Genomic DNA, 18,562 nt, shown 5'->3' on the forward strand with positions numbered 1-18,562 from the left:
GGTGGTGAGCCGTGCGTCGGCGCATCGTCATCGTCACGGCCGTGCACGCACCCTCCGCGCACTTCCTGTCCGACGCGTACAAGTCGCTCTGCGAGCAGGAGTTGCCCGCCGGCTGGGAGTGGCACTGGCTGATCCAGGAGGACGGGACGACCGACCAGGTCGCGCCCCACGTCCCCGACGACGCCCGGATCACGTTCGAGCAGGGCCGTCCTGGCGGCCCCGGGGTCGCCAGGACCATCGCCATGGCTCACGCGGACGGCGAGTACGTCAAGGTCCTGGACGCCGACGACCAGCTCGCGCCCGGCGCGTTGGCCCGTGACCTCGCGGCCCTCGAAGCTGATCGGACCATCGGCTGGGCGACCTCACGCGTGCTCGATCTGATGCCCGACGGATCCACCGTCGGCTTCCCCGACGACCCTGCGAACGGGCCGGTCGAGCGTCGCGAAGTGCTCGACTACTGGGCCTCTCACGACTATCGCGCGCAGGTCCACCCGGCGACGCTCTTCGTCCGCCGCGAACTGCTCATGGCCCTGGGCTGCTGGATGGCCCTTCCGGCATCCGAGGACACGGGGCTCCTGCTCGCCCTGAACTCGACGTCCCGCGGCTGGTTCTCGTCCGAGGTCGGCCTGCTCTACCGCAAGTGGGAAGGCCAGGTGACCGGCCAGACCGCGCACGTCGACACGGCGGAGCGCGCCGCCCGCATGGCCGTCGTCGAGGCCAGGGCGCGAGCGCTGGAGCGCTTCGGGTGGCGCTATCCCGTGAGCGCTGATTGACCGGAGCCCCGTTGCCTCGTGGGCTCGTGGGCTCGTGGGCTCGTGGGCGCTCTCGTACGAAGCCGGGGTCCGGGCCCTTCCGTGTCAGACGGTCAGACGAGCGCCTCGGCGTCGACCCGCGAGAAGACCAGGTCGGTCTCGCCCACGACCGGCCCTCTCCACCGCACAGGAGCCGAGGGGTTCCGCATCGCGCTCGGGTAGCCCTCGGCTCCGTAGTCGTTGGCGAGCCGGTACGTGTGGAAGCCGTGCTCGCGCATGATGTCCAGCAGCTCGTCGACCGAGTCCCCGAGCTGGGCCATGCGATCGGGCGTGACCTCCACGGCGATCTCCACATCGGGGCGGAGCTGCTCCAGGAGAGCCTTCATCCCCCGGACCACCCCTCCTTCCGCCCCCTCGACGTCGATCTTGATCACCCGCGCCCTGGCGACCTCGTCGGCCTCCAGGAGCTCCGCGAGCGGAACCGCCTCCGTCTCGAAGGTGGACTCGGCGGGACCGTCATAGGGGACTATCGAGTTCGCGCCCATGTTGTGGGAGCTGGCGAGGATGAACGTCAGCGTCTTCCGGCTGTCCGACACGGCGGCGTTGACCGCGCGGATGTTGTCGCAGCCGTTGAGCTCGGCGTGCCGGGTCAGGCGGCGGTGGAAGGCCGGCGAGGCCTCGACGGCCACGACCCGCCCCGTGCTGCCGACGAGCCGAGAGCCCAGGACGGCGAAGACCCCCACGTTCGAGCCGACGTCCACCAGCACGTCACCGGGGCGCAGACGGCTCTTCAGCCAGCGCGTCATGCCCGGCTCCCAGCCTCCGAAGAGGTACAGGTAGCGCTGGATCAGGTCCTGGGTGTCGACCGCGAACCTGGCGCCGAACTCCACGTCGACGACCCTCTGGCGGGGATGGTCCCGGAGATGGGGATTCAGGAAGCGGGCGGCGAGCGCGCTCTTGAACAGCTCTCCGGGGGCCCGTCGTACATAGGCACGCCCGAGCGTGACCAGGGCCTCCGTCGTGGGGTTGCTCATCCGATCACCTCTCCGTCAGGGGACAGGCGAACCATAACGCCGGGGGCGGCGGTGCCCCCAGCGCCCAGCTGCGGCCGATGGCCGGTTCAGGTGGCCGACCGGGCCGCACACTCACGGCCGAACAGGCCGCACAGTCACGGTCGAACGGGCCACTCAGTCACGGTCGAACGGCAGGTCCAGCATCCGGATGGCGTTCCCGCGGAGCAACTTGTACGCGACGTCTTCCGGCAGCCCGCCCACGTGTTCCTGCGCCACCTGCTTCGTGTGCGGCCAGGTCGAGTCGACGTGCGGATAGTCCGTCTCGAAGGTCGCGTTGTTCACGCCCACGGTCTCGATCGAGGCTACGCCGTGCTTGTCGCGGAAGAAGCAGCAGAAGATCTGCCGGTAGTAGTACGTCGAGGGCGGCTCGGGGATCAGATCCTTCACGCCGCCCCAGGCACGGTGCTCCTCCCAGACGTCGTCGGCGCGCTCCAGGGCGTACGGGATCCAGCCCATCTGGCCTTCGCTGTACGCCAGTTTGAGGCGCGGGAACTTCACCAGAACCCCGCTGAAGAGGAAGTCCATCATCGACGCCATGGCGTTGTTGAAGCTGAGCGAGGCCTGGACGGCGGGCGGCGCGTCGGGGGACGCGGCCGGCATCTGGGACGAGGACCCGATGTGCATGTTGACGACGGTGCCGGTCTCCTCGCAGGCCGCGAAGAACGGGTCCCAGTAGCCGGAGTGGATCGACGGCAGCCCCAGATACGTAGGAATCTCGGAGAAGGTCACCGCCCGCACCCCGCGCGCGGCGTTGCGCTTGATCTCGGCCACCGCGAGGTCGATGTCCCACAGCGGGATCAGGCAGAGCGGGATCAGCCGGCCGCCGCTGTCGCCGCACCACTCCTCGACCATCCAGTCGTTGTAGGCCCGGACGCAGGCGAGCCCCACCTCCTTGTCCTTGGCCTCGGCGAAGGTCTGCCCGCAGAAGCGCGGGAAGGTCGGGAAGCAGAGGCTGGCCTCGACGTGGTTGAGGTCCATGTCCTTGAGCCGTTCGGCCGGGTCCCAGCAGCCGCGCCGCATCTGCTCCCGGGTGATGCCGTCGAGGGTCATCTCGTCCCGGGAGAAGCCGACGGCCGCGATGATGCGCTTGTACGGGAAGATGTCGCCCTCGTACTCCCACCAGTCGGTGATCTGTCCGTCCGGGTCCGTCGTGAACTTGTACTTCCCGCCGACGTACGCGAGGTCGCCGATGCCCGCGGTGAACGGCTTCGGCCCACGGTCGCGGTACTTGCTCGGGAGCCACTTCTCGAAGAGGTGCGCGGGCTCGATCACGTGGTCGTCCACGCTGATGACCCGGGGGATTTCCTTGGTGCCGACCTCGCTGCTGACCACTGTTGTGCCCCCTACTGCCTGCCGGTTTCCAGGACGCAAATCTGACGATCCATCAGATCGAGGTTATGGGCTCACTCTGGCAACAGCAAGCGCCCGCCCGGAACTCGACCCCTTGCGCGATCCGCGCCGATCCGCTGAACTGACGCATCGTCAGGTTGGCTTGAGGGAGGGCACCCGATGCAGACGATGTGGCTCAGCGGAGCCGAACTGTTGGCCGTGCTCCGGATCGGGCTCGGCTTGTGGTGGCTGGAGAGCTACCGCCACAAGGACAAGAAGCAGTGGTTCGGCGGTGGCGGCATCGGCTGGGCGGCGGGCATCGCCGAGAAGCACCGGTGGGCCGCGGTACGCAGCGGCTTCGACGTCGTGGTGAAGCCCCGCCCGCAGGTCATGGCCTACGTCGTCGCCTACGCGGAACTGGCGCTCGGCCTCGGACTGATCTTCGGCTTCCTCACGCCGATCGCCCTCGTCGCCGGGCTCCTGCTGAACCTGATCTACCTCGTACTGATGATCCACGACGTGGCCGAGCAGGGGCAGAACCTCATGATGGCGCTGATCTCGGCCGTCGCGCTGTTCGCGGCCAGCTGGCAGGCGTGGTCGGTGGATGCGGCGTTGGGGATCTTCTAGGGGGCGGATCCGCCCTACAGGCTTCAGCGCGTCAGACGGTTAGCACAGCGGTCGCCTGCGAACTTGGGAACAAATGGGCGGGATTCGACCAAGATGCCCTCGGGCATCTGGCTCACCTCGCCGATCGCCCTACGACATCCGGGGCCGTCCGACTTCGGATGCCTTCCCGTATAGACAGATATGCGCCAACTCCTGCGTGTTGAGGGAGATCTGAGGCGGAAATATGGCTTCCGTCACAGCTCGGCGACTTGGCGAATGATCAAGTTGCCCTTGACGTGGCGCTGGGGTCGCCGCTCTCGTTGCCGTGGCGATCGTCGGCACGGGACTGTCCGGATCGGCCGCCGCCGCCGACGGCACGCACGAGAACACCGCACGAGCTGCGATATCCGCAGTCGCGGTGCCGGTTTCGGCAGGCGACTCCGGGCTGGCCAACGTGAGCGACGAGGAAGGCATCGCCGCAGTCCAGCGTGCGTTCGACCTCATCGGTTCCATTCCTGAGCCGCTGATCAAGCGGGTCGAGGCCGGCGACCAGGACGCGCTGCGTGAGGTGGGCGAATTCCTGAACCAGAACCCCCAAGCCATGGCCGCGGTAAAGGCGTTCGGGTGGTTCGGATGCGCCGCCGGCGTCGCGAAGTTCGCCGCCGAGAACGGGATAGGTGTCGCCAAAGCCTGGAAGCTCGTGAAGAACGGCAAGAAGGTCGCAAAGGCCGTCTGGGCATACGTCAAACACGGTAAGTACCCTGGCAGCATCGACGATGACATCGCGAACCTCATCATCAATTCGACAGGGCTCCCCGACCTGGCTCACGCGTGCCTGTAGGAGCAAGGAGGGAAGGGGACCTCGCATGAAGCGGAACCCGGACCCACAGGCGCAGGACTCGGACGACGAACTCGATGCCGCCTCCAGCGGCGCCGTCTACACCGTCACCTTCCTGCTCGTCGCGTACATCCCCGCCACCTTCATCGGTGAACTATCCGGCAACCGGGGCGTACCCACGTCGCCCTGGCTGATGGCACCCGTCGTGGCGCTCGCGCTGGCACTGATGATGGTGGTCGAACCGCATCTGCAGAGCCGCTCGTGGTGGTCGCGGGTGGATGACGTGTGGGGCGTGCTTCTGATGGGGCTGAGCGTCGTGGCTCCGATCGTCGTCGCGGTGGTGCGGCCGATGTCCGTGTGGCCGTGGCTGCCGCCCCTGGTCCCCACGGTGCTGTCCTTCGTACCCGTCGTGATCGCCTGGTGGTGCGTCAAGCGGTGGCACCGGTATCTGCGCGGGCGTCAGCGTCCCCAACTCGGGCCGTTCAAGCCTGTTCCGCGGATCGGCGAGGCGGACGATCCCCAGGATTCCGAGCGGGACTGAGCGTCAGGACCTCGGGGTCAGCGACAGCGTCACCGGCGAGGAACATCCGGAGCGCGGCCTCCTGTTGTCGCCCGCTCGACGCGATGCGTCACGCGTGAGCCCGTGCGCGCCGTCCGGCGGTGCGGCAGGTACTCCCCGCCTGCCTCTGGCCTGTTGCAAGGCGACGTGCCACCCTGCCCGACACATCCGCCGCCCGCCGCCGTGCGCGACGTGGGGGCGGCGGGGACGGGGCACGGCGCCCCGTTGCTCTGTGCGGACATGGAGGTGCCGGTGAACGAGCACAACCACGGAGATCAGGAGCAGCCAGTGGCAGCCCTCAGGGCGAGCCACGCCGCCCGTGCCGAGAGCGCGGCGGCGCGTGCGGCGGCCCTCAGCCGCTACGTCGAACGGCACGGGGCGGACCACTCGGACGCCGTATGGAAGGCCGCCCATGCCGCCCGCGTGGCGGCGCAGGCCCTCGCCGTGCTCTCCGAGAGCGCGCCCGACGCGGCCGCGGACTCCCGCTGCGCCAGGAACGCGGCCGCGTCCGCCGCGCAGGCCGCGCAGATGGGGCAAGTCGTCGACACCGACGCCGAAGCCGCCACCCTCGCGTGCAAGGCCGCGCTGAAGGCCTCCCAGACCGCCGGAGTGGCGGCGGGGGCCAAGCACCTCGGCGCCGACGAGGGATTGAACGCCGAAGCGGACGCCGCGGAGAAGGCCGCCGTCAAGGCGGCCGAGAACGCGGGCTGGACCCGCCCCGGCGAGGACGTCCCGAGCGTCGCGACCGGCGTACGGAGCCCTGAGGTGATGGCCATGATGCATCTCTGAGGTTCCTGGCCGGCGGCCCCGACGGCCAGGTGAGCGGTCCAAGGCTCCGATCCGGAATCGGATCGGGGCCTCGGTGTGGCTGTGGTGGCGTGCGATGGGACGCTGATCCCGACCGCAGTCAGGAGTTCCGCGACTTCTGCCCGCGCGGCTACCGCGGCGCCAGCGTCCGCAGCACGCAGAACTCGTTGCCCTCAGGGTCCGCCATGACCACCCAGTTCCGGTCCGGGCCCTGGCCCACGTCCACCGTCGTGGCGCCGAGCGTGAGCAGTCTGGCCACCTCTTCCTCCGTGCCGGCGTCGATCGGGCTGACGTCCAGGTGGAGGCGGTTCTTCGTGGTCCTGGACTCGGGGACCCGTATGAACTGCACGGTGGGCGGCATCTGGCGGGCCCGGATGTCCTCCACCGTCGGTTCCCAGGAGGCGATCTCGACCTTGTCGTCGGTCCGGTCGATCACCTTGAAGTCCAGGACCTGGGACCAGAAGGCCGCGAGCCTTTCCGGGTCGAGGCAGTCGACGGTCAACTCGGTGAACCTGCTTGTCATGTCTCTCCCAGATCGCCCGGACGGGGGCTCAGAGTATGCCGCCGGTCGGTCAGGAGGGGGATTCCTTTTTCTCCGCCATGACCACCAGTCCTGGCCCGCTCTGCCCGTCCGCCGGAATGCGGAGTTCCGCGACCGGGCGCAGGCCCGCCCGCTCGATCAGCGGTACGAGTTGGGCCGGCTGCCATTTGTGGGTCGTCCAGTGGACGGGCACGCCTCCGTACGCCTCGGTGCGGACGGCGTCCTCGTCGCCCATGTGGGTCGCGGTGATGAAGTGCCCGCCCGGCTTCAGCGCTCGGGCGAAATGGGTGAGGACCTGCGGGAGGACTTCTCGGGGGAGGTTGAAGAGGGACCACCAGCCGAGGATGCCGCCCAAGGACCCTTCCGCCAGGTCGAGTTCCGTGGCGGAGGCCACGTCGAAGCGGCACTGCGGGTGGAGCCTGCGCGCGTTCTCGATCATTCCCGGCGAGAGATCCACCCCTGATACGTCCAGTCCGCGTTCGGCGAGGTAGGCCGTCACCGTGCCGGGGCCGCAGCCGACGTCGAGTACGGGCCCCACCCCGCACACCGTGTCCGCGAACGCGTCGACGGACGCCTTGAGCCACGGGTGGCAGCGGATGTCGCCGACCCCCGTCGTCACCACCATGTGGGCGTAGTTGTCGGCCACCCTGTCGTAGGAATCACGGACCGTGTCGAGGTCCGCCGGGCGGTCGATGTGGTGTGTGGTCATCCCTCAACGGTAGGGCTAGGCGGGGGTAGTTGGGGTCTGAGTTCGGGCTGGCGCGAGGCCTTGGGGGCGGGCGGCTGCGGCTGCCGCAAGCCTTGTAGCAGTGGCGTGATCAGTCTGCGCGGGTCGTAGCGCGGGTCACTGTCCCGTCCGATGCAGAGGTTGCCGATGCCGCGCATCAACTCATAGGGGCGTACGCCGGATTGGATCTCGCCCGCCTCGACCGCCGCGTCGAGCAGCTGGGCGCAGACGGGCAACAGGCGCTCCAGGAAGTGGGTGTGCAGCGCGGCGAAGCGGTCGCTCTCGGATTGCAGGGCGTCGGCCAGGCCGTGCTTGGTGACCAGGAAGTCGACGAAGAGGTCGATCCATCGGCGTAGCGCGTCGAACGGCCGGTCGGACTCGGCCAGCAGCTCCGGGCCCGCCTGCGCGCACGCCTCGATCTGGTGGCGGTAGACGGCGGTGACCAGGTCCGCGCGGGTCGGGAAGTGGCGGTAGAGGGTCCCGAGGCCGACGCCCGCCTTGGCGGCGATCTCCCGGATCGGGGCGTCGATCCCCGAGGTCACGAACACCTCTGCCGCGGCGTCGAGCAGGACCTGCTGGTTGCGCACCGCGTCCGCGCGCTTGCCGCGGGTGGGCGGCCCCTTGGGCTGATGGGACTGACCGGGCTGACCGGGCTGACCGGGCTGGCTGGACTGGCCGTCTGGCGTGGGCACGACGCGCTTCTCCTCCTTGGCCGTTGGCCGATGACCGATGACCGATGACCGTCGACCGTTAGCCGTTGACTAAACGGATCGGCGATCCGTATCGTAAATGGAACGGCGATCCGCTTTCAGGATAGTCGCAGCTTCCCATCGACCGCATCCATCGAAGGGCGTTCCCACCATGCGTGCACCCATGAGCGAAGCCACGAGCGAAGCCACAAGCACCCCCGCCCCCGCCCCCGTCCTCTCCGTCAGCCCCGTGACGCTGCCCTCGCCCGGCCGCGCCGTAGGCCTGGAGGTGCGCGTCTCCGCCCCGGTGACCGGGGGCGATCTGCCGGTCATCCTGCTCTCCCACGGTCTCGGCCCCTCGAACAACCTCTCCTCGCTGAACGGCTACGCCCCGCTCGCCGGCTACTGGGCCGCACACGGCTTCGTCGTGATCCAGCCCACCCACCTGGACTCCAGGTCGCTGGGCCTGGAGTTCGACCCGGACGACCCGGGGGCCGCGCCGCACTGGCGTACCCGGGCCGAGGACATGACGCGCGTGCTCGACGGGCTCGACGCGCTGGAGGAGGCCGTACCGCAGCTCGCCGGACGCATCGACCGGGCCCGCGTCGCCGTCGCCGGGCACTCGATGGGCGGGCACACCGCGAGCCTGCTGCTCGGGGCCCGGCTCACCGATCCGCGCGACGGCACGGAGGTCGACCTCTCCGAGCCCCGGATCAAGGCGGGCGTGCTGCTCGCGGCGCCGGGGCGGGGCGGTGACGCGCTCACCGAGTTCACCGTCGAGAACTACTCGTTCTTCCTGACCACGGACTTCTCCAAGATGACGACGCCCGCACTCGTGGTCGCGGGCGACCAGGACGACTCCGCCCACCTGACGGTCAACGGGCCCGACTGGCACACCGATCCGTACGTCCTCGCGCCCGGTCCGAAGACCCTGCTCACGCTCTTCGGCGCCGGGCACGGGCTCGGCGGGATCTCCGGTTACGACGTCGCCGAGACCACGGACGAGAACCCCGGGCGGGTCGCCGCGGTCGGGCGCCTCACCTCGGCCTATCTGCGCGGTGCGCTCTACTCCGGAGACCCCTCCTGGCAGAGCGCACGCGACGCACTGGCCACGGCGCCGGATCCGCTGGGCCGGGTCGAGTCCAAGTAGGGCGGTGTCGCGTCCCGTCGCCTCCTCCCACCGGTTCTCCCACTGGGCGGCGACGCACCGTTCCGCTCCGACTTCCGTGCTGTCACCATGCGGAGTCCAGGGTGTACGGGGGGTCCCCAGGGGGGCCGGGCGGGAGGCGCACATGGCAGAGGTGTTCTTGCGGCGGCTTAGCCGGTGGCAGGCGGAACAGCAGCGGGAGTCCGTGGCCAGCCTCTACGTAGAGGCCTACCAGGGCAGGACGGAAGCCGAGTACGGCGACCGGCAGGGGTTCCTGCGGCGCTTCGAACACGACGTGCAGCAGCCCGACTTCGACATGGTCGTCGCCGACGACGCACGGCAGGGACACCGGGCCGACCTCGTCGGCTGCCTCTACGGGTACCGTGCCGCGCGCACCGGCGACTGGTGGGAGGGGTTCCGCGGCATCCTGCCCGCCGGGATCGGGGAACGGACCGCGTCCGGGCAGGTGTTCCTGCTCGGCGAACTCATGGTGGCGCCCGCCCAGCGCGGCGCGGGCATCGCCACGCGGCTGCGGACCCTGCTGCTCACCCGGCACACCGCCGACGTGGTCGTCGCCGTCATCAAGCAGGGGGACACACAGGGGCGGGAAGTGCTCCAGGCGTGGGACTGGACGAAGCTCGGCGAGTTCGACCCCTCCAGGGAGGGGTGGTTACGGCCGCCTTCACCGTTGCCCTAGAGCCATTGCCTAGAGGGGGGGACCGCCTTCACGCCGTACTAGGAGCCACTGCCCGAGAGGGCCCTCCGGAACCAGGGCCCTCCGGGAGAGCCGTCAGCGGTTTCCCTGGCGGCGGGCCTGCGCCTTCTGCTGCATCCCTCTGGTCTTCGCGGAGATCGAGTCCACCGGCCGCTTGGCCTGCTTGGCGCGGGTCTCCGCCGCGGCGTTCCTGGCCTGCTGGGACTGCTCGCGCGGGTCGTGGGACTGCTTGGCCATGATCGGCTCTCCTCCTCGCGTGGGAGTGGCGCTCGCGTGGGAGCGGGACACCGCCCGCAGGGGGCGGCATGCCCTCACCACTCTCCCCCGCGGGCGCCCGACCGGCATCCGGAGGGCCCTCAGGCCTTGCTCGCCTTCAAGGAGTACATGAGCGGGATGCGCGGCCGGTCCGCGGGGAACCGGTAGGCGCCGTCGCGGAGTTCGAGCGCGCCGAAGCGTTCGAAGAGGGTCATGTCGTGCTCGCGCAGGAAGTCGATGCGAAGGCCCGCCGCGGCGAGCGCCGAGACGACCTCGCCGACGGGGTGCTGCCACTCGACGGTGCGGTTGTGGACGGTGGGGCTGGTGTTGTCCGCGTAGCCGCCCGGCGTCTCCTCGACCCAGGCGTCGCGCGCGAAGTAGTCGTGCTCGATCCGGGCGCCCGTGGCGTCGTCCAGGATGTCGGCGAGCGGATGGAACTCGGCGAGGTAGAGGAAGCCGCCGGGTGCCACGAGCGCGGCGACGGTCTCGGCCCAGCGCCGGATGTCGGGGAGCCAGCAGAGCGCGCCCACGCCGGTGTAGACGATGTCGTACGACGAGTCGGGCGCGGCCTCGGCCGCGTCGTACACGTCGGCGGCGACGAACGCGGCCCGGTCGGCGCCGAGGCCGAGGTCAGCGGCGAGTTCGCGGGCCGCCTCGACGGCCGGCTCGGAGAAGTCGAGGCCGACGACGCGGGCGGCGCCGTGCCGGGCCCAGGACAGGGTGTCGGCGCCGATGTGGCACTGGAGGTGCAGCAGGGACTTGCCGCGCACGTCGCCGACCTCCGCGAGTTCGAAGTCGCGCAGGGGGTCCTTGCCCGCGCGGAACGCGTCGAGGTCGTAGTAGTCGCTGACGAGGTGGAGCGGGACGCGCTCGTCCCAGCGTTTCCGGTTGGTCTCGCGCCAGTCCGCGGGCGTCGGGGAGTACATGGTCGAAAGTTATCCACAGGCTGGAGCCCTCGCCAGCGGATTGTCGGCGGGGCCGGGCACTATGGGGTCATGAGCGAGACGGGTGCCGAGAAGGCGACAGGGTCGAAGTCCGTGCCGGACGCGCCGGACGTGCCGGCGCCGGCTGTGCCGGACATGCCGGACTGGGAGAAGCGGTTCAGGGCGCCGCGGGTGTCCCTGCCGGACTGGGCGGAGGACGCCCCGCAGCGTTCCTTGTTCGTGTCGAACGCGACGGGGACGTACGAGCTGTACGCCTGGGACCGGACGACCGGAGCCCAGCGCCAGGCGACCGACCGGCCGAACGGCACGACGGACGGCGTCCTGTCGCCGGACGGCGAGTGGATCTGGTGGTTCAGCGACAAGGACGGCGACGAGTTCGGCGTCTGGCTGCGCCAGCCCTTCGGCGGCGGCCCCGACGAGCCCGCGGTGCCGGGCCTGGACGCCTCGTACCCCGCGGGCCTCGCGCTCGGCAGGGACGGCAGGACGGTCGTCGTGGGGCGCTCCACGGACGACGAGGGTTCCACGATCCATGTCGTACGTCATGACGGCGCGGGCGGCCCGGACGGCGCGGCCCCCGTCGAGGTGTACCGGCACCGCGAGTCGGCGGGCGTCGGCGACCTGTCGCACGACAGCACGCTGATCGCCGTCGAGCACACGGAGCACGGCGACGCGATGCACTCCGCGCTCCGCGTGATCCGGCCGGACGGCTCGACGGTCGCCGAGCTCGACGACACCAAGGGCGGCACGGTCGAGCTGGGTCTTGAGGTGCTCGGCTTCGCCCCGGTGGAGGGCGACACCCGGCTCCTGGTCGGGCACCAGCGGCGCGGCCGCTGGGAGCCGATGGTCTGGGACGTCGCGTCCGGCGAGGAGAGCGAGCTCGTGCTCGGGCTGCCGGGCGACGTGAGCGCCGAGTGGTATCCGGACGGCTCCGCGCTGCTGATCGCGCACGAATTCGAGGCGCGCGGCGAGGTGTTCCGCTACGACCTGGCGGCGGGCGAGCTGATCCGCATCGAGACGCCCACCGGTTCGGTGTCGGGCGCGACGGCCCGCCCGGACGGCACCGTGGAGTACATGTGGTCGTCGGCCGCCGAGCCGCCGGTGGTCCGCTCGACGGCGGGCGGCGTGGTCCTCGACCCGCCCGGCATGAAGGCCCCGCGCTCCGTCCCCGTGGAGGACGTGTGGGTGGAAGGGCCCGGCGGCCGCATCCACGCCCTGGTGCAGCGCCCCGCGGGCTCCTCGGGCCCCCTGCCCACCGTCTTTGAGGTGCACGGCGGCCCGACCTGGCACGACAGCGACTCCTTCGCGGCGGGCCCGGCGGCCTGGGTCGACCACGGGTATGCGGTGGTGCGGGTCAACTACCGCGGCTCCACGGGGTACGGACGTGAGTGGACGGACGCCCTCAAGCACCGCGTCGGCCTCATCGAGCTGGAGGACATCGCGGCGGTGCGCGAGTGGGCGGTCACCTCGGGCCTCGCCGACCCGGACCGCCTCGTCCTGGCCGGCGGCTCCTGGGGCGGCTATCTCACCCTGCTCGGCCTCGGCACCCAGCCCGGCGCCTGGGCGGTCGGTCTGGCCGCGGTGCCCGTCGCGGACTACGTGACGGCGTACCACGACGAGATGGAGGCCCTGAAGGCCATGGACCGCACGCTCCTCGGCGGCACCCCGGAGGAGGTCCCCGAGCGCTTCGCGGCCTCGTCCCCGCTGACGTACGTGGACGACGTGAAGGCCCCGGTATACATCTCGGCGGGCGTGAACGACCCGCGCTGCCCGATCCGCCAGGTCGAGAACTACGTGGACCGTCTGACGGCCCGCGGCGCGCCGCACGAGGTGTACCGGTACGACGCCGGGCACGGGTCACTGGTCGTGGACGAGCGGATCAAGCAGGTCGCTCTTGAGCTGGACTTCGCGGCTCGGCACTTGCCTGCGGTGGGCTGAGCGGAGGGGGTGCGGGCCGGGACGGTCCGGCCCGCACCCCACCACGGGGCCGCCCCCCACCCCCCACGGGGCCGTGTCGCCCACTCGCCGTGGGGGCCGGGTCGCGTGCGGCTGCGGGCTCGTCGTGGCTGGGCGCGCAGTTCCCCGCGCCCCTTGAAGGGCCCCCTTGCGGGAGCCACCCCGAGGGACGCGTTCCGGTGGCAGCCCCGTACCGTGGAGGGCGTGTACCGGTTTCTGCTGACGCCCCGATGGTGGGGGATCAACGTCTTCGTCGTGCTGGCCATCCCCGTCTGCATCTTCATGGGGTCCTGGCAGCTCAGCCGCTTCGAGGACCGCGTACAGGCCCATGAGTCCGCGAAGGAGCAGGCCGACCAGCAGAGCAAGGAGCGGTCGGCCGCGGCGAAGGACGGCTCGGCCGCCAAGGCCAGGCCGCTGGACTCACTCCTTCCCGTCGACAAGAAGACCTCGGGCGAGCTGACCCGGGCCACCGGTCGCTACGGCGAGCAACTGCTCGTGCCCGACCGGAAGTTGGACGACAAGAGCGGCTTCTACGTACTGACCCTGCTGCGTACGGACAGCGGGAAGTCGCTGCCCGTGGTGCGCGGCTGGCTGCCGGGTGACGCGAACACCGCCGACGCCCCGGCCGCCCCGAAGGGCGAGGTCACCGTGACGGGCGCGCTTCAGGCCTCCGAGAGTCCGGGATCGAGCGGTGTGAGCGCCGCGGGCGGTCTGCCCAAGGGGCAGCTGGGCGCGATCAGCTCCGCGTCCCTGGTGAACCTGGTGCCGGACGACGTGTACGACGCGTGGGTCACCCTCGACAAGGGCGACTCCGGCATGAAGGCCGTGCCCGCGGCCGCGCCGAACGACACGGGCCTGGACCTCAAGGCCTTCCAGAACCTCGGCTACACCGGCGAGTGGTTCGTCTTCGCGGGCTTCGTGCTCTTCATGTGGTTCCGCCTGTTCCGCCGCGAGGCGGAGTTCGCGCGCGACGCGCGGCTCGGGCTGATTCCCGAGCAGGAGCCCGCCGAGGAGGCCACCCAGGAGCCCACCCGGGAACCCGCCCAGGAGACGGGCCCCGCACCCCACTAGGAAGCGGGCAGCACCCCGGTCCTGTACACCGTCCCCGCGCACGCGTTCGGGACCGTCGTGCCCGCCGAGGGGGATCCCGCGGCCGCCGTGAGGGTCACCACCACGCTGCCGTCCTGTACGCCGCCGTCCTCGCGGACCAGCTGCGGCTCCGCGCCGGTGGGCGAGCCTCCGTCCGCGCCGCCGCTGCCCTCCGTGGGCGTCGGGTTCGGCGAGGGGTCGCCGCCCTCCGCGGGGCAGCTGTCGGACGGCACCCAGGCGAAGCGCACCTCGTACGCAGCACCGGGCTGGAGGACCAGTTGGGCCGTCTCCTGCGTGGGATCGGGCAGACCGGCCGCCGCGTCACCCGCCGTGTGGTCGAGCACGCCGACCTTCGTGGCGTCGGCCGCACCCTGCGCCGTCACCGCGACGGCGCCCGCGGCGTCGATCGTGCAGCTGGTCTCTGAGGTGTTGGAGACCCGGAAGCTGCCGTACACCGAGCCGTTGGCCTCGGCGGCGCCCGTGGAGCCGACGGCGCCGAGCTGGGTGGCGGCGCAGACCGGCGAGCTGACGGCCTCGGAGCTGCTCGGGTCGGGCGCGCCGCTGCCGCCGCCGCCCGTGCCGCCCTTCTCCTTGCCTTCCTTCTTGTCTTTCTTGTCCTTCTTGTCCTTGGACTTCGACGGGTCGCGCTCCTTGCCGGAACCCTTCTCGGTGCCGCCGGGGTCCTTGCCCTGGCCCGAACCGCCCTGGGACTCCTGGCTGTTGCCCGCGATCGAGGGGCGGTCGTCGGAGTCGCCGCTCGAGTTCGTGACGTGCACCAAGGCGGGGACGGCGGTGCCGATGAAGAGCGCCGCGGCGGCGAGACCGACGACGGCCTGGCGCTTGCGGGCCCTGCGGGCCGGTACCGCCTGCCGCAGGTGTTCGAGGGCGCGGTCGGTCGGCTCGATGTCCTCGACGGCCCGCCGCATCATCCGCCGCAGCGCGAGCTCGTCGGAGCCGATGTCGGAGCCGATGTCGGAGCCGGTGTCGGAGCCGGCCTCACCGGGGCGCTCGCCGAGGCCCTCGCCGGGACCGGAACCGCCCGCCCCCGAGGCCGCGTCGGGACCGGACCCGTCCGTCTCGGAGCTGGGCCGCTCGGGCCCGCCTTCGGCGCCGTGATTCACGTTCCCGTTCCTGCCGTGCTGTTCGTGCCCGCTCTGCTCATCACGCTCGCGCTCGCTCATGCCGGCGCCTCCATGGCGACCCTGAGGGCGGCGATGCCCCGCGAGCCGTAGGCCTTGACCGAGCCCAGCGATATGCCCAGGGTCTCGGCGACCTGCGCCTCGGTCATGTCGGCGAAGTAGCGCAGCACGAGGACCTCGCGCTGGCGCCGCTGGAGGCCGCGCATCGCCTTGATCAGCTCGTCGCGCTCCAGCAGGTCGTACGCCCCCTCCTCCGCGCTCGCCATGTCGGGCATCGGCTTGGAGAGCAGCTTGAGGCCGAGGATGCGCCGGCGCAGCGCGGACCGCGAGAGGTTCACGACCGTCTGGCGCAGATAGGCCAGCGTCTTCTCGGGGTCCCGCACGCGCTTGCGCGCCGAGTGGACCCGGATGAACGCCTCCTGCACGACGTCCTCGCAGGACGCCGTGTCGTCCAGGAGCAGCGCGGCGAGGCCGAGCAGCGACCTGTAATGGGCGCGATAGGTCTCGGTGAGATGGTCGACTGTGGTGCCCGCTGTCATCGTCTCGTCAGCGCCCTCGCGCTGCGTCGGGATGCGGGCGGGCCGCGCTGCGGGCATGGGCGCGATCACCGGCATGCCACCGGGCGCGCGGGGACGACGAGGCGGACGCAGCGCCGCTGCGCCTCTCGCCTGTACCGCTGTGAAGTCGAGTACCTCTGCCACGCCTGTTGGACACGCTTCCCCCCGTCAGGGTTGTACGCGTCCGGCATCGCGTTTGCGGCAGGGTGCGTGGGCACCGTTCCCGACGATGCATCAAATGCCCCCATGCGTACCAGCTCTTCCCCTATGCCCCGTTAGTTGTGGCGCTTGAGCCACCCCTGAAGGCGACCGCTAAAGACGTCCCCCGCCCCGGTGCCGGTTGCAGTGATCGGACACGAAATCTTCGGACGCGGAGATGATCCAGTTCAAGCGGTCCAGACCATCAAGTTGGACACAGAACTTACACAGATCCCCCATGTGCCTCCGCGCCCGGGGCCCTCAACTCCCGGACCCGGCCGGGCCGGTCCGGAAGTGACGCGGCACCACCCGGCTCAGGCCGTGAACTCCCCGGCCACCAGCTCGGCGATCTGCGCGGTGTTCAGCGCGGCGCCCTTGCGCAGGTTGTCCCCGCACACGAAGAGCTCCAGGGCGGTCGGATCGTCGAGGGACCGCCGCACCCGCCCGACCCAGGTGGGGTCGGTGCCCACCACGTCGGCGGGCGTGGGGAACTCCCCCGCGGCCGGGTTGTCGAAGAGCACGACGCCGGGCGCGGTCGCGAGGATCTCGCGCGCGCGGTCGACGGTGACCTCGTCCTCGAACCGCGCGTGCACGGTGAGGGAGTGCGTGGTGATGACGGGCACGCGGACACAGGTCGCGGCGACCCGCAGGGCGGGCAGGCCGAGGATCTTGCGCGACTCGTCGCGCACCTTCATCTCCTCGGAGGACCACCCGTCGTCCTTCAGGGACCCGGCCCAGGGCACGACGTTGAGCGCCACGGGCTCGGGGAAGGGCCCGGTGTCGTCCCCCACGGCTCGGCGTACGTCACCGGGGCTCGTGCCCAGTTCGCTGCCCGCGACGAGCTTCATCTGCCGACGCAACGTATCGACGCCGTCGCGTCCCGCACCGCTCACCGCTTGGTACGAGGAGACGATCAGCTCGCGCAGGCCGAACTCGGCGTGCAGCGCGCCGACGGCGACGATCATCGAGAGGGTCGTGCAGTTGGGGTTCGCGACGATGCCGCGCGGCCGCACGCGCGCGGCGTGCGGATTGACCTCGGGCACCACGAGCGGCACGTCCGGGTCCATCCGGAAGGCGGCGGAGTTGTCGACCACGACGACGCCCTTGGCGGCGGCGACGGGCGCCCACTGCGCGGAGACCTCGTCGGGTACGTCGAACATCGCGATGTCGACCCCGTCGAAGGCCTCCTCGCTCAGTGCGAGGACCTCGACCTCCTCACCGCGCACGGCCAGCTTGCGGCCGGCCGAGCGCGGTGAGGCGACGAGACGGATCTCGCCCCAGATGTCGGCGTGCTGCGACAGGATCTGGAGCATGACCGCGCCGACGGCCCCGGTCGCTCCGACGACCGCGAGCGTCGGCTTGCGGCTCATCGCCCGGTGCCTCCATAGACCACGGCCTCGTCCGTGTCGGAGTCGAGCCCGAAGGCGGTGTGCACGGCGCGCACGGCCTCGGTGACGTCATCGGCGCGCGTGACGACCGAGATGCGGATCTCGGAGGTCGAGATGAGCTCGATGTTCACGCCTGCGTCGCTGAGCGCCTCGAAGAAGGTCGCGGTGACGCCCGGGTTGGTCTTCATGCCCGCGCCGACGAGGGAGATCTTGGCGATCTGGTCGTCGTAGCGCAGGGAGTCGAAGCCGACGGAGGCCCGGGTCTTCTCCAGGGCGTCGATGGCCTTGCGGCCCTCGGCCTTGGGCAGCGTGAACGAGATGTCGGTGAGCCCGGTGGACGCGGCCGACACGTTCTGCACGACCATGTCGATGTTGACCTCGGCGTCCGCGATGGCGCGGAAGATCGAGGCGGCCTCGCCCGGCTTGTCCGGCACGCCGACGACCGTGATCTTGGCCTCCGAGGTGTCGTGCGCGACACCGGAGATGATGGCCTGCTCCACCTTGCGGTCCCCTTGCGGTTCGTTGCTGACCCACGTGCCCTGCAGTCCCGAGAAGGAGGACCGTACGTGAATCGGGATGTTGTAGCGGCGGGCGTACTCCACGCAGCGGTGGAGCAGCACCTTCGAGCCGGAGCTCGCGAGCTCCAGCATGTCCTCGAACGAGATCCAGTCGATCTTCCGGGCCTTCTTGACGACCCGCGGGTCGGCCGTGAAGACGCCGTCCACGTCCGTGTAGATCTCGCAGACCTCGGCGTCGAGGGCGGCGGCGAGGGCGACGGCGGTCGTGTCGGACCCACCACGCCCGAGCGTGGTGATGTTCTTGCCCTCCTGGCTGACGCCCTGGAACCCGGCGACGATGGCGATGTTGCCCTCGTCGACCGACGTCCGGATGCGCCCGGGGGTCACATCGATGATCCGCGCTTTGTTGTGGACGGAGTCGGTGATGACGCCGGCCTGGCTGCCCGTGAACGACTGGGCCTCGTGGCCCAGGTTTTTGATCGCCATGGCCAGCAGGGCCATGGAGATGCGCTCACCAGCGGTCAGCAGCATGTCGAATTCACGCCCGGCAGGAATCGGTGAAACCTGCCCGGCAAGATCGATCAACTCATCCGTCGTGTCACCCATGGCGGACACCACGACAACGACCTGATGGCCGTTCTTCTTGGCGTCGACAATCCTCTTGGCGACCCGCTTGATGCCCTCGGCATCGGCTACGGAGGAGCCTCCGTACTTCTGCACGACAAGGCTCACGTGCGC

Annotated in this window: 20 protein-coding genes; 9 read left to right on the plus strand and 11 right to left on the minus strand. The window is 70.6% G+C overall.

Annotation, left to right across the window (positions count from 1 at the left end):
* Nucleotides 1-11 precede the first annotated feature (11 nt).
* Nucleotides 12-773, plus strand: coding sequence for a glycosyltransferase family 2 protein (locus ACIO9J_RS25860; protein ID WP_402004126.1), 762 nt, complete (start codon nucleotides 12-14; stop codon nucleotides 771-773).
* A 92-nt stretch (nucleotides 774-865) separates the two neighbouring features.
* On the opposite strand, the gene ACIO9J_RS25865 is transcribed toward ACIO9J_RS25860, so the two are convergent.
* Both ACIO9J_RS25865 and ACIO9J_RS25870 read right to left on the minus strand, forming a co-directional pair.
* The gene (locus ACIO9J_RS25865; RefSeq protein ID WP_402004128.1) at nucleotides 866-1,786 is read right to left on the minus strand and encodes an FkbM family methyltransferase; all 921 of its coding nucleotides are present in this window, start codon (nucleotides 1,784-1,786) and stop codon (nucleotides 866-868) included.
* 153 nt (nucleotides 1,787-1,939) lie between these two features.
* Nucleotides 1,940-3,157, minus strand: a complete 1,218-nt coding sequence (locus ACIO9J_RS25870) for an amidohydrolase family protein (protein WP_402004131.1) — start codon at nucleotides 3,155-3,157, stop codon at nucleotides 1,940-1,942.
* 177 nt (nucleotides 3,158-3,334) lie between these two features.
* Between ACIO9J_RS25870 and ACIO9J_RS25875 the strand changes: the two genes are divergently transcribed.
* The 4 genes from ACIO9J_RS25875 to ACIO9J_RS25890 all read left to right on the plus strand — a co-directional run bounded on the left by ACIO9J_RS25875 (nucleotide 3,335) and on the right by ACIO9J_RS25890 (nucleotide 5,946).
* Nucleotides 3,335-3,781 (plus strand): DoxX family membrane protein, encoded by a 447-nt coding sequence (locus ACIO9J_RS25875; protein WP_402004134.1) that lies wholly within the window; start codon nucleotides 3,335-3,337, stop codon nucleotides 3,779-3,781.
* 304 nt (nucleotides 3,782-4,085) lie between these two features.
* Nucleotides 4,086-4,601, plus strand: a complete 516-nt coding sequence (locus ACIO9J_RS25880; protein ID WP_402004136.1) for a hypothetical protein — start codon at nucleotides 4,086-4,088, stop codon at nucleotides 4,599-4,601.
* Between the two features lie 25 nt (nucleotides 4,602-4,626).
* Nucleotides 4,627-5,139, plus strand: a complete 513-nt coding sequence (locus tag ACIO9J_RS25885) for a hypothetical protein (protein WP_402004139.1) — start codon at nucleotides 4,627-4,629, stop codon at nucleotides 5,137-5,139.
* A gap of 306 nt (nucleotides 5,140-5,445) precedes the next feature.
* On the plus strand, nucleotides 5,446-5,946 hold the full coding sequence (locus ACIO9J_RS25890) for a hypothetical protein (protein WP_402004142.1): 501 nt from the start codon (nucleotides 5,446-5,448) through the stop codon (nucleotides 5,944-5,946).
* A gap of 148 nt (nucleotides 5,947-6,094) precedes the next feature.
* Here the strand turns inward: ACIO9J_RS25890 and ACIO9J_RS25895 are convergent, their stop codons facing one another.
* The 3 genes from ACIO9J_RS25895 to ACIO9J_RS25905 are packed head-to-tail and all read right to left on the minus strand — an operon-like array spanning nucleotide 6,095 to nucleotide 7,819.
* The gene (locus ACIO9J_RS25895; protein ID WP_402004145.1) at nucleotides 6,095-6,487 is read right to left on the minus strand and encodes a VOC family protein; all 393 of its coding nucleotides are present in this window, start codon (nucleotides 6,485-6,487) and stop codon (nucleotides 6,095-6,097) included.
* A 49-nt stretch (nucleotides 6,488-6,536) separates the two neighbouring features.
* A complete protein-coding gene (locus ACIO9J_RS25900; RefSeq protein ID WP_402004148.1) occupies nucleotides 6,537-7,214 on the minus strand; it encodes a methyltransferase domain-containing protein in 678 nt (225 codons plus the stop codon).
* Nucleotides 7,211-7,819 (minus strand): TetR/AcrR family transcriptional regulator, encoded by a 609-nt coding sequence (locus ACIO9J_RS25905; protein WP_402005395.1) that lies wholly within the window; start codon nucleotides 7,817-7,819, stop codon nucleotides 7,211-7,213. The genes ACIO9J_RS25900 and ACIO9J_RS25905 overlap by 4 nt, the downstream gene beginning before the upstream one ends.
* Before the next feature lie 286 nt (nucleotides 7,820-8,105).
* Between ACIO9J_RS25905 and ACIO9J_RS25910 the strand changes: the two genes are divergently transcribed.
* Both ACIO9J_RS25910 and ACIO9J_RS25915 read left to right on the plus strand, forming a co-directional pair.
* The gene (locus tag ACIO9J_RS25910) at nucleotides 8,106-9,071 is read left to right on the plus strand and encodes an alpha/beta hydrolase family protein (RefSeq protein WP_402004150.1); all 966 of its coding nucleotides are present in this window, start codon (nucleotides 8,106-8,108) and stop codon (nucleotides 9,069-9,071) included.
* A gap of 142 nt (nucleotides 9,072-9,213) precedes the next feature.
* Nucleotides 9,214-9,765 (plus strand): hypothetical protein, encoded by a 552-nt coding sequence (locus ACIO9J_RS25915; protein ID WP_402004153.1) that lies wholly within the window; start codon nucleotides 9,214-9,216, stop codon nucleotides 9,763-9,765.
* A 93-nt stretch (nucleotides 9,766-9,858) separates the two neighbouring features.
* Here the strand turns inward: ACIO9J_RS25915 and ACIO9J_RS25920 are convergent, their stop codons facing one another.
* Together ACIO9J_RS25920 and ACIO9J_RS25925 are read right to left on the minus strand one after the other, a co-directional pair.
* Nucleotides 9,859-10,020 carry a hypothetical protein gene (locus ACIO9J_RS25920; protein WP_402004155.1) on the minus strand — a complete coding sequence of 54 codons (162 nt, stop codon included), beginning with the start codon at nucleotides 10,018-10,020 and terminating at the stop codon, nucleotides 9,859-9,861.
* 119 nt (nucleotides 10,021-10,139) lie between these two features.
* The gene (locus ACIO9J_RS25925) at nucleotides 10,140-10,964 is read right to left on the minus strand and encodes a class I SAM-dependent methyltransferase (protein WP_402004158.1); all 825 of its coding nucleotides are present in this window, start codon (nucleotides 10,962-10,964) and stop codon (nucleotides 10,140-10,142) included.
* 153 nt (nucleotides 10,965-11,117) lie between these two features.
* Here ACIO9J_RS25925 and ACIO9J_RS25930 point away from each other — a divergent pair, with 153 nt between their 5' ends.
* Together ACIO9J_RS25930 and ACIO9J_RS25935 are read left to right on the plus strand one after the other, a co-directional pair.
* Nucleotides 11,118-12,917, plus strand: a complete 1,800-nt coding sequence (locus tag ACIO9J_RS25930) for a prolyl oligopeptidase family serine peptidase (protein WP_402005398.1) — start codon at nucleotides 11,118-11,120, stop codon at nucleotides 12,915-12,917.
* A gap of 222 nt (nucleotides 12,918-13,139) precedes the next feature.
* Nucleotides 13,140-14,006 (plus strand): SURF1 family protein, encoded by an 867-nt coding sequence (locus tag ACIO9J_RS25935; protein WP_402004161.1) that lies wholly within the window; start codon nucleotides 13,140-13,142, stop codon nucleotides 14,004-14,006.
* On the opposite strand, the gene ACIO9J_RS25940 is transcribed toward ACIO9J_RS25935, so the two are convergent.
* From ACIO9J_RS25940 to ACIO9J_RS25955, 4 genes are all read right to left on the minus strand, one after another.
* On the minus strand, nucleotides 14,003-15,205 hold the full coding sequence (locus ACIO9J_RS25940; protein ID WP_402004164.1) for a hypothetical protein: 1,203 nt from the start codon (nucleotides 15,203-15,205) through the stop codon (nucleotides 14,003-14,005). The genes ACIO9J_RS25935 and ACIO9J_RS25940 overlap by 4 nt on opposite strands.
* The gene (locus ACIO9J_RS25945) at nucleotides 15,202-15,864 is read right to left on the minus strand and encodes a SigE family RNA polymerase sigma factor (protein ID WP_402004167.1); all 663 of its coding nucleotides are present in this window, start codon (nucleotides 15,862-15,864) and stop codon (nucleotides 15,202-15,204) included. Before ACIO9J_RS25945 ends, ACIO9J_RS25940 begins: the two co-directional genes overlap by 4 nt.
* Before the next feature lie 368 nt (nucleotides 15,865-16,232).
* The gene (locus ACIO9J_RS25950; RefSeq protein ID WP_402004170.1) at nucleotides 16,233-17,288 is read right to left on the minus strand and encodes an aspartate-semialdehyde dehydrogenase; all 1,056 of its coding nucleotides are present in this window, start codon (nucleotides 17,286-17,288) and stop codon (nucleotides 16,233-16,235) included.
* On the minus strand, nucleotides 17,285-18,556 hold the full coding sequence (locus tag ACIO9J_RS25955; protein ID WP_402004173.1) for an aspartate kinase: 1,272 nt from the start codon (nucleotides 18,554-18,556) through the stop codon (nucleotides 17,285-17,287). Before ACIO9J_RS25955 ends, ACIO9J_RS25950 begins: the two co-directional genes overlap by 4 nt.
* Nucleotides 18,557-18,562 lie beyond the last annotated feature (6 nt).

The organism is Streptomyces sp. NPDC087300 (genome assembly GCF_044744425.1).
Classification (GTDB): domain Bacteria; phylum Actinomycetota; class Actinomycetes; order Streptomycetales; family Streptomycetaceae; genus Streptomyces.

What these genes read in the sequence shown, in the direction of transcription:
- ACIO9J_RS25865 (WP_402004128.1), bottom strand. Translation starts at nt 1,786, where the DNA reads ATGAGCAACCCCACGACGGAGGCCCTGGTCACGCTCGGGCGTGCCTAT.
- ACIO9J_RS25875 (WP_402004134.1), top strand. Translation starts at nt 3,335, where the DNA reads ATGCAGACGATGTGGCTCAGCGGAGCCGAACTGTTGGCCGTGCTCCGG.
- ACIO9J_RS25885 (WP_402004139.1), top strand. Translation starts at nt 4,627, where the DNA reads ATGAAGCGGAACCCGGACCCACAGGCGCAGGACTCGGACGACGAACTC.
- ACIO9J_RS25895 (WP_402004145.1), bottom strand. Translation starts at nt 6,487, where the DNA reads ATGACAAGCAGGTTCACCGAGTTGACCGTCGACTGCCTCGACCCGGAA.
- ACIO9J_RS25900 (WP_402004148.1), bottom strand. Translation starts at nt 7,214, where the DNA reads ATGACCACACACCACATCGACCGCCCGGCGGACCTCGACACGGTCCGT.
- ACIO9J_RS25910 (WP_402004150.1), top strand. Translation starts at nt 8,106, where the DNA reads ATGAGCGAAGCCACGAGCGAAGCCACAAGCACCCCCGCCCCCGCCCCC.
- ACIO9J_RS25915 (WP_402004153.1), top strand. Translation starts at nt 9,214, where the DNA reads ATGGCAGAGGTGTTCTTGCGGCGGCTTAGCCGGTGGCAGGCGGAACAG.
- ACIO9J_RS25920 (WP_402004155.1), bottom strand. Translation starts at nt 10,020, where the DNA reads ATGGCCAAGCAGTCCCACGACCCGCGCGAGCAGTCCCAGCAGGCCAGG.
- ACIO9J_RS25925 (WP_402004158.1), bottom strand. Translation starts at nt 10,964, where the DNA reads ATGTACTCCCCGACGCCCGCGGACTGGCGCGAGACCAACCGGAAACGC.
- ACIO9J_RS25930 (WP_402005398.1), top strand. Translation starts at nt 11,118, where the DNA reads ATGCCGGACTGGGAGAAGCGGTTCAGGGCGCCGCGGGTGTCCCTGCCG.
- ACIO9J_RS25940 (WP_402004164.1), bottom strand. Translation starts at nt 15,205, where the DNA reads ATGAGCGAGCGCGAGCGTGATGAGCAGAGCGGGCACGAACAGCACGGC.
- ACIO9J_RS25950 (WP_402004170.1), bottom strand. Translation starts at nt 17,288, where the DNA reads ATGAGCCGCAAGCCGACGCTCGCGGTCGTCGGAGCGACCGGGGCCGTC.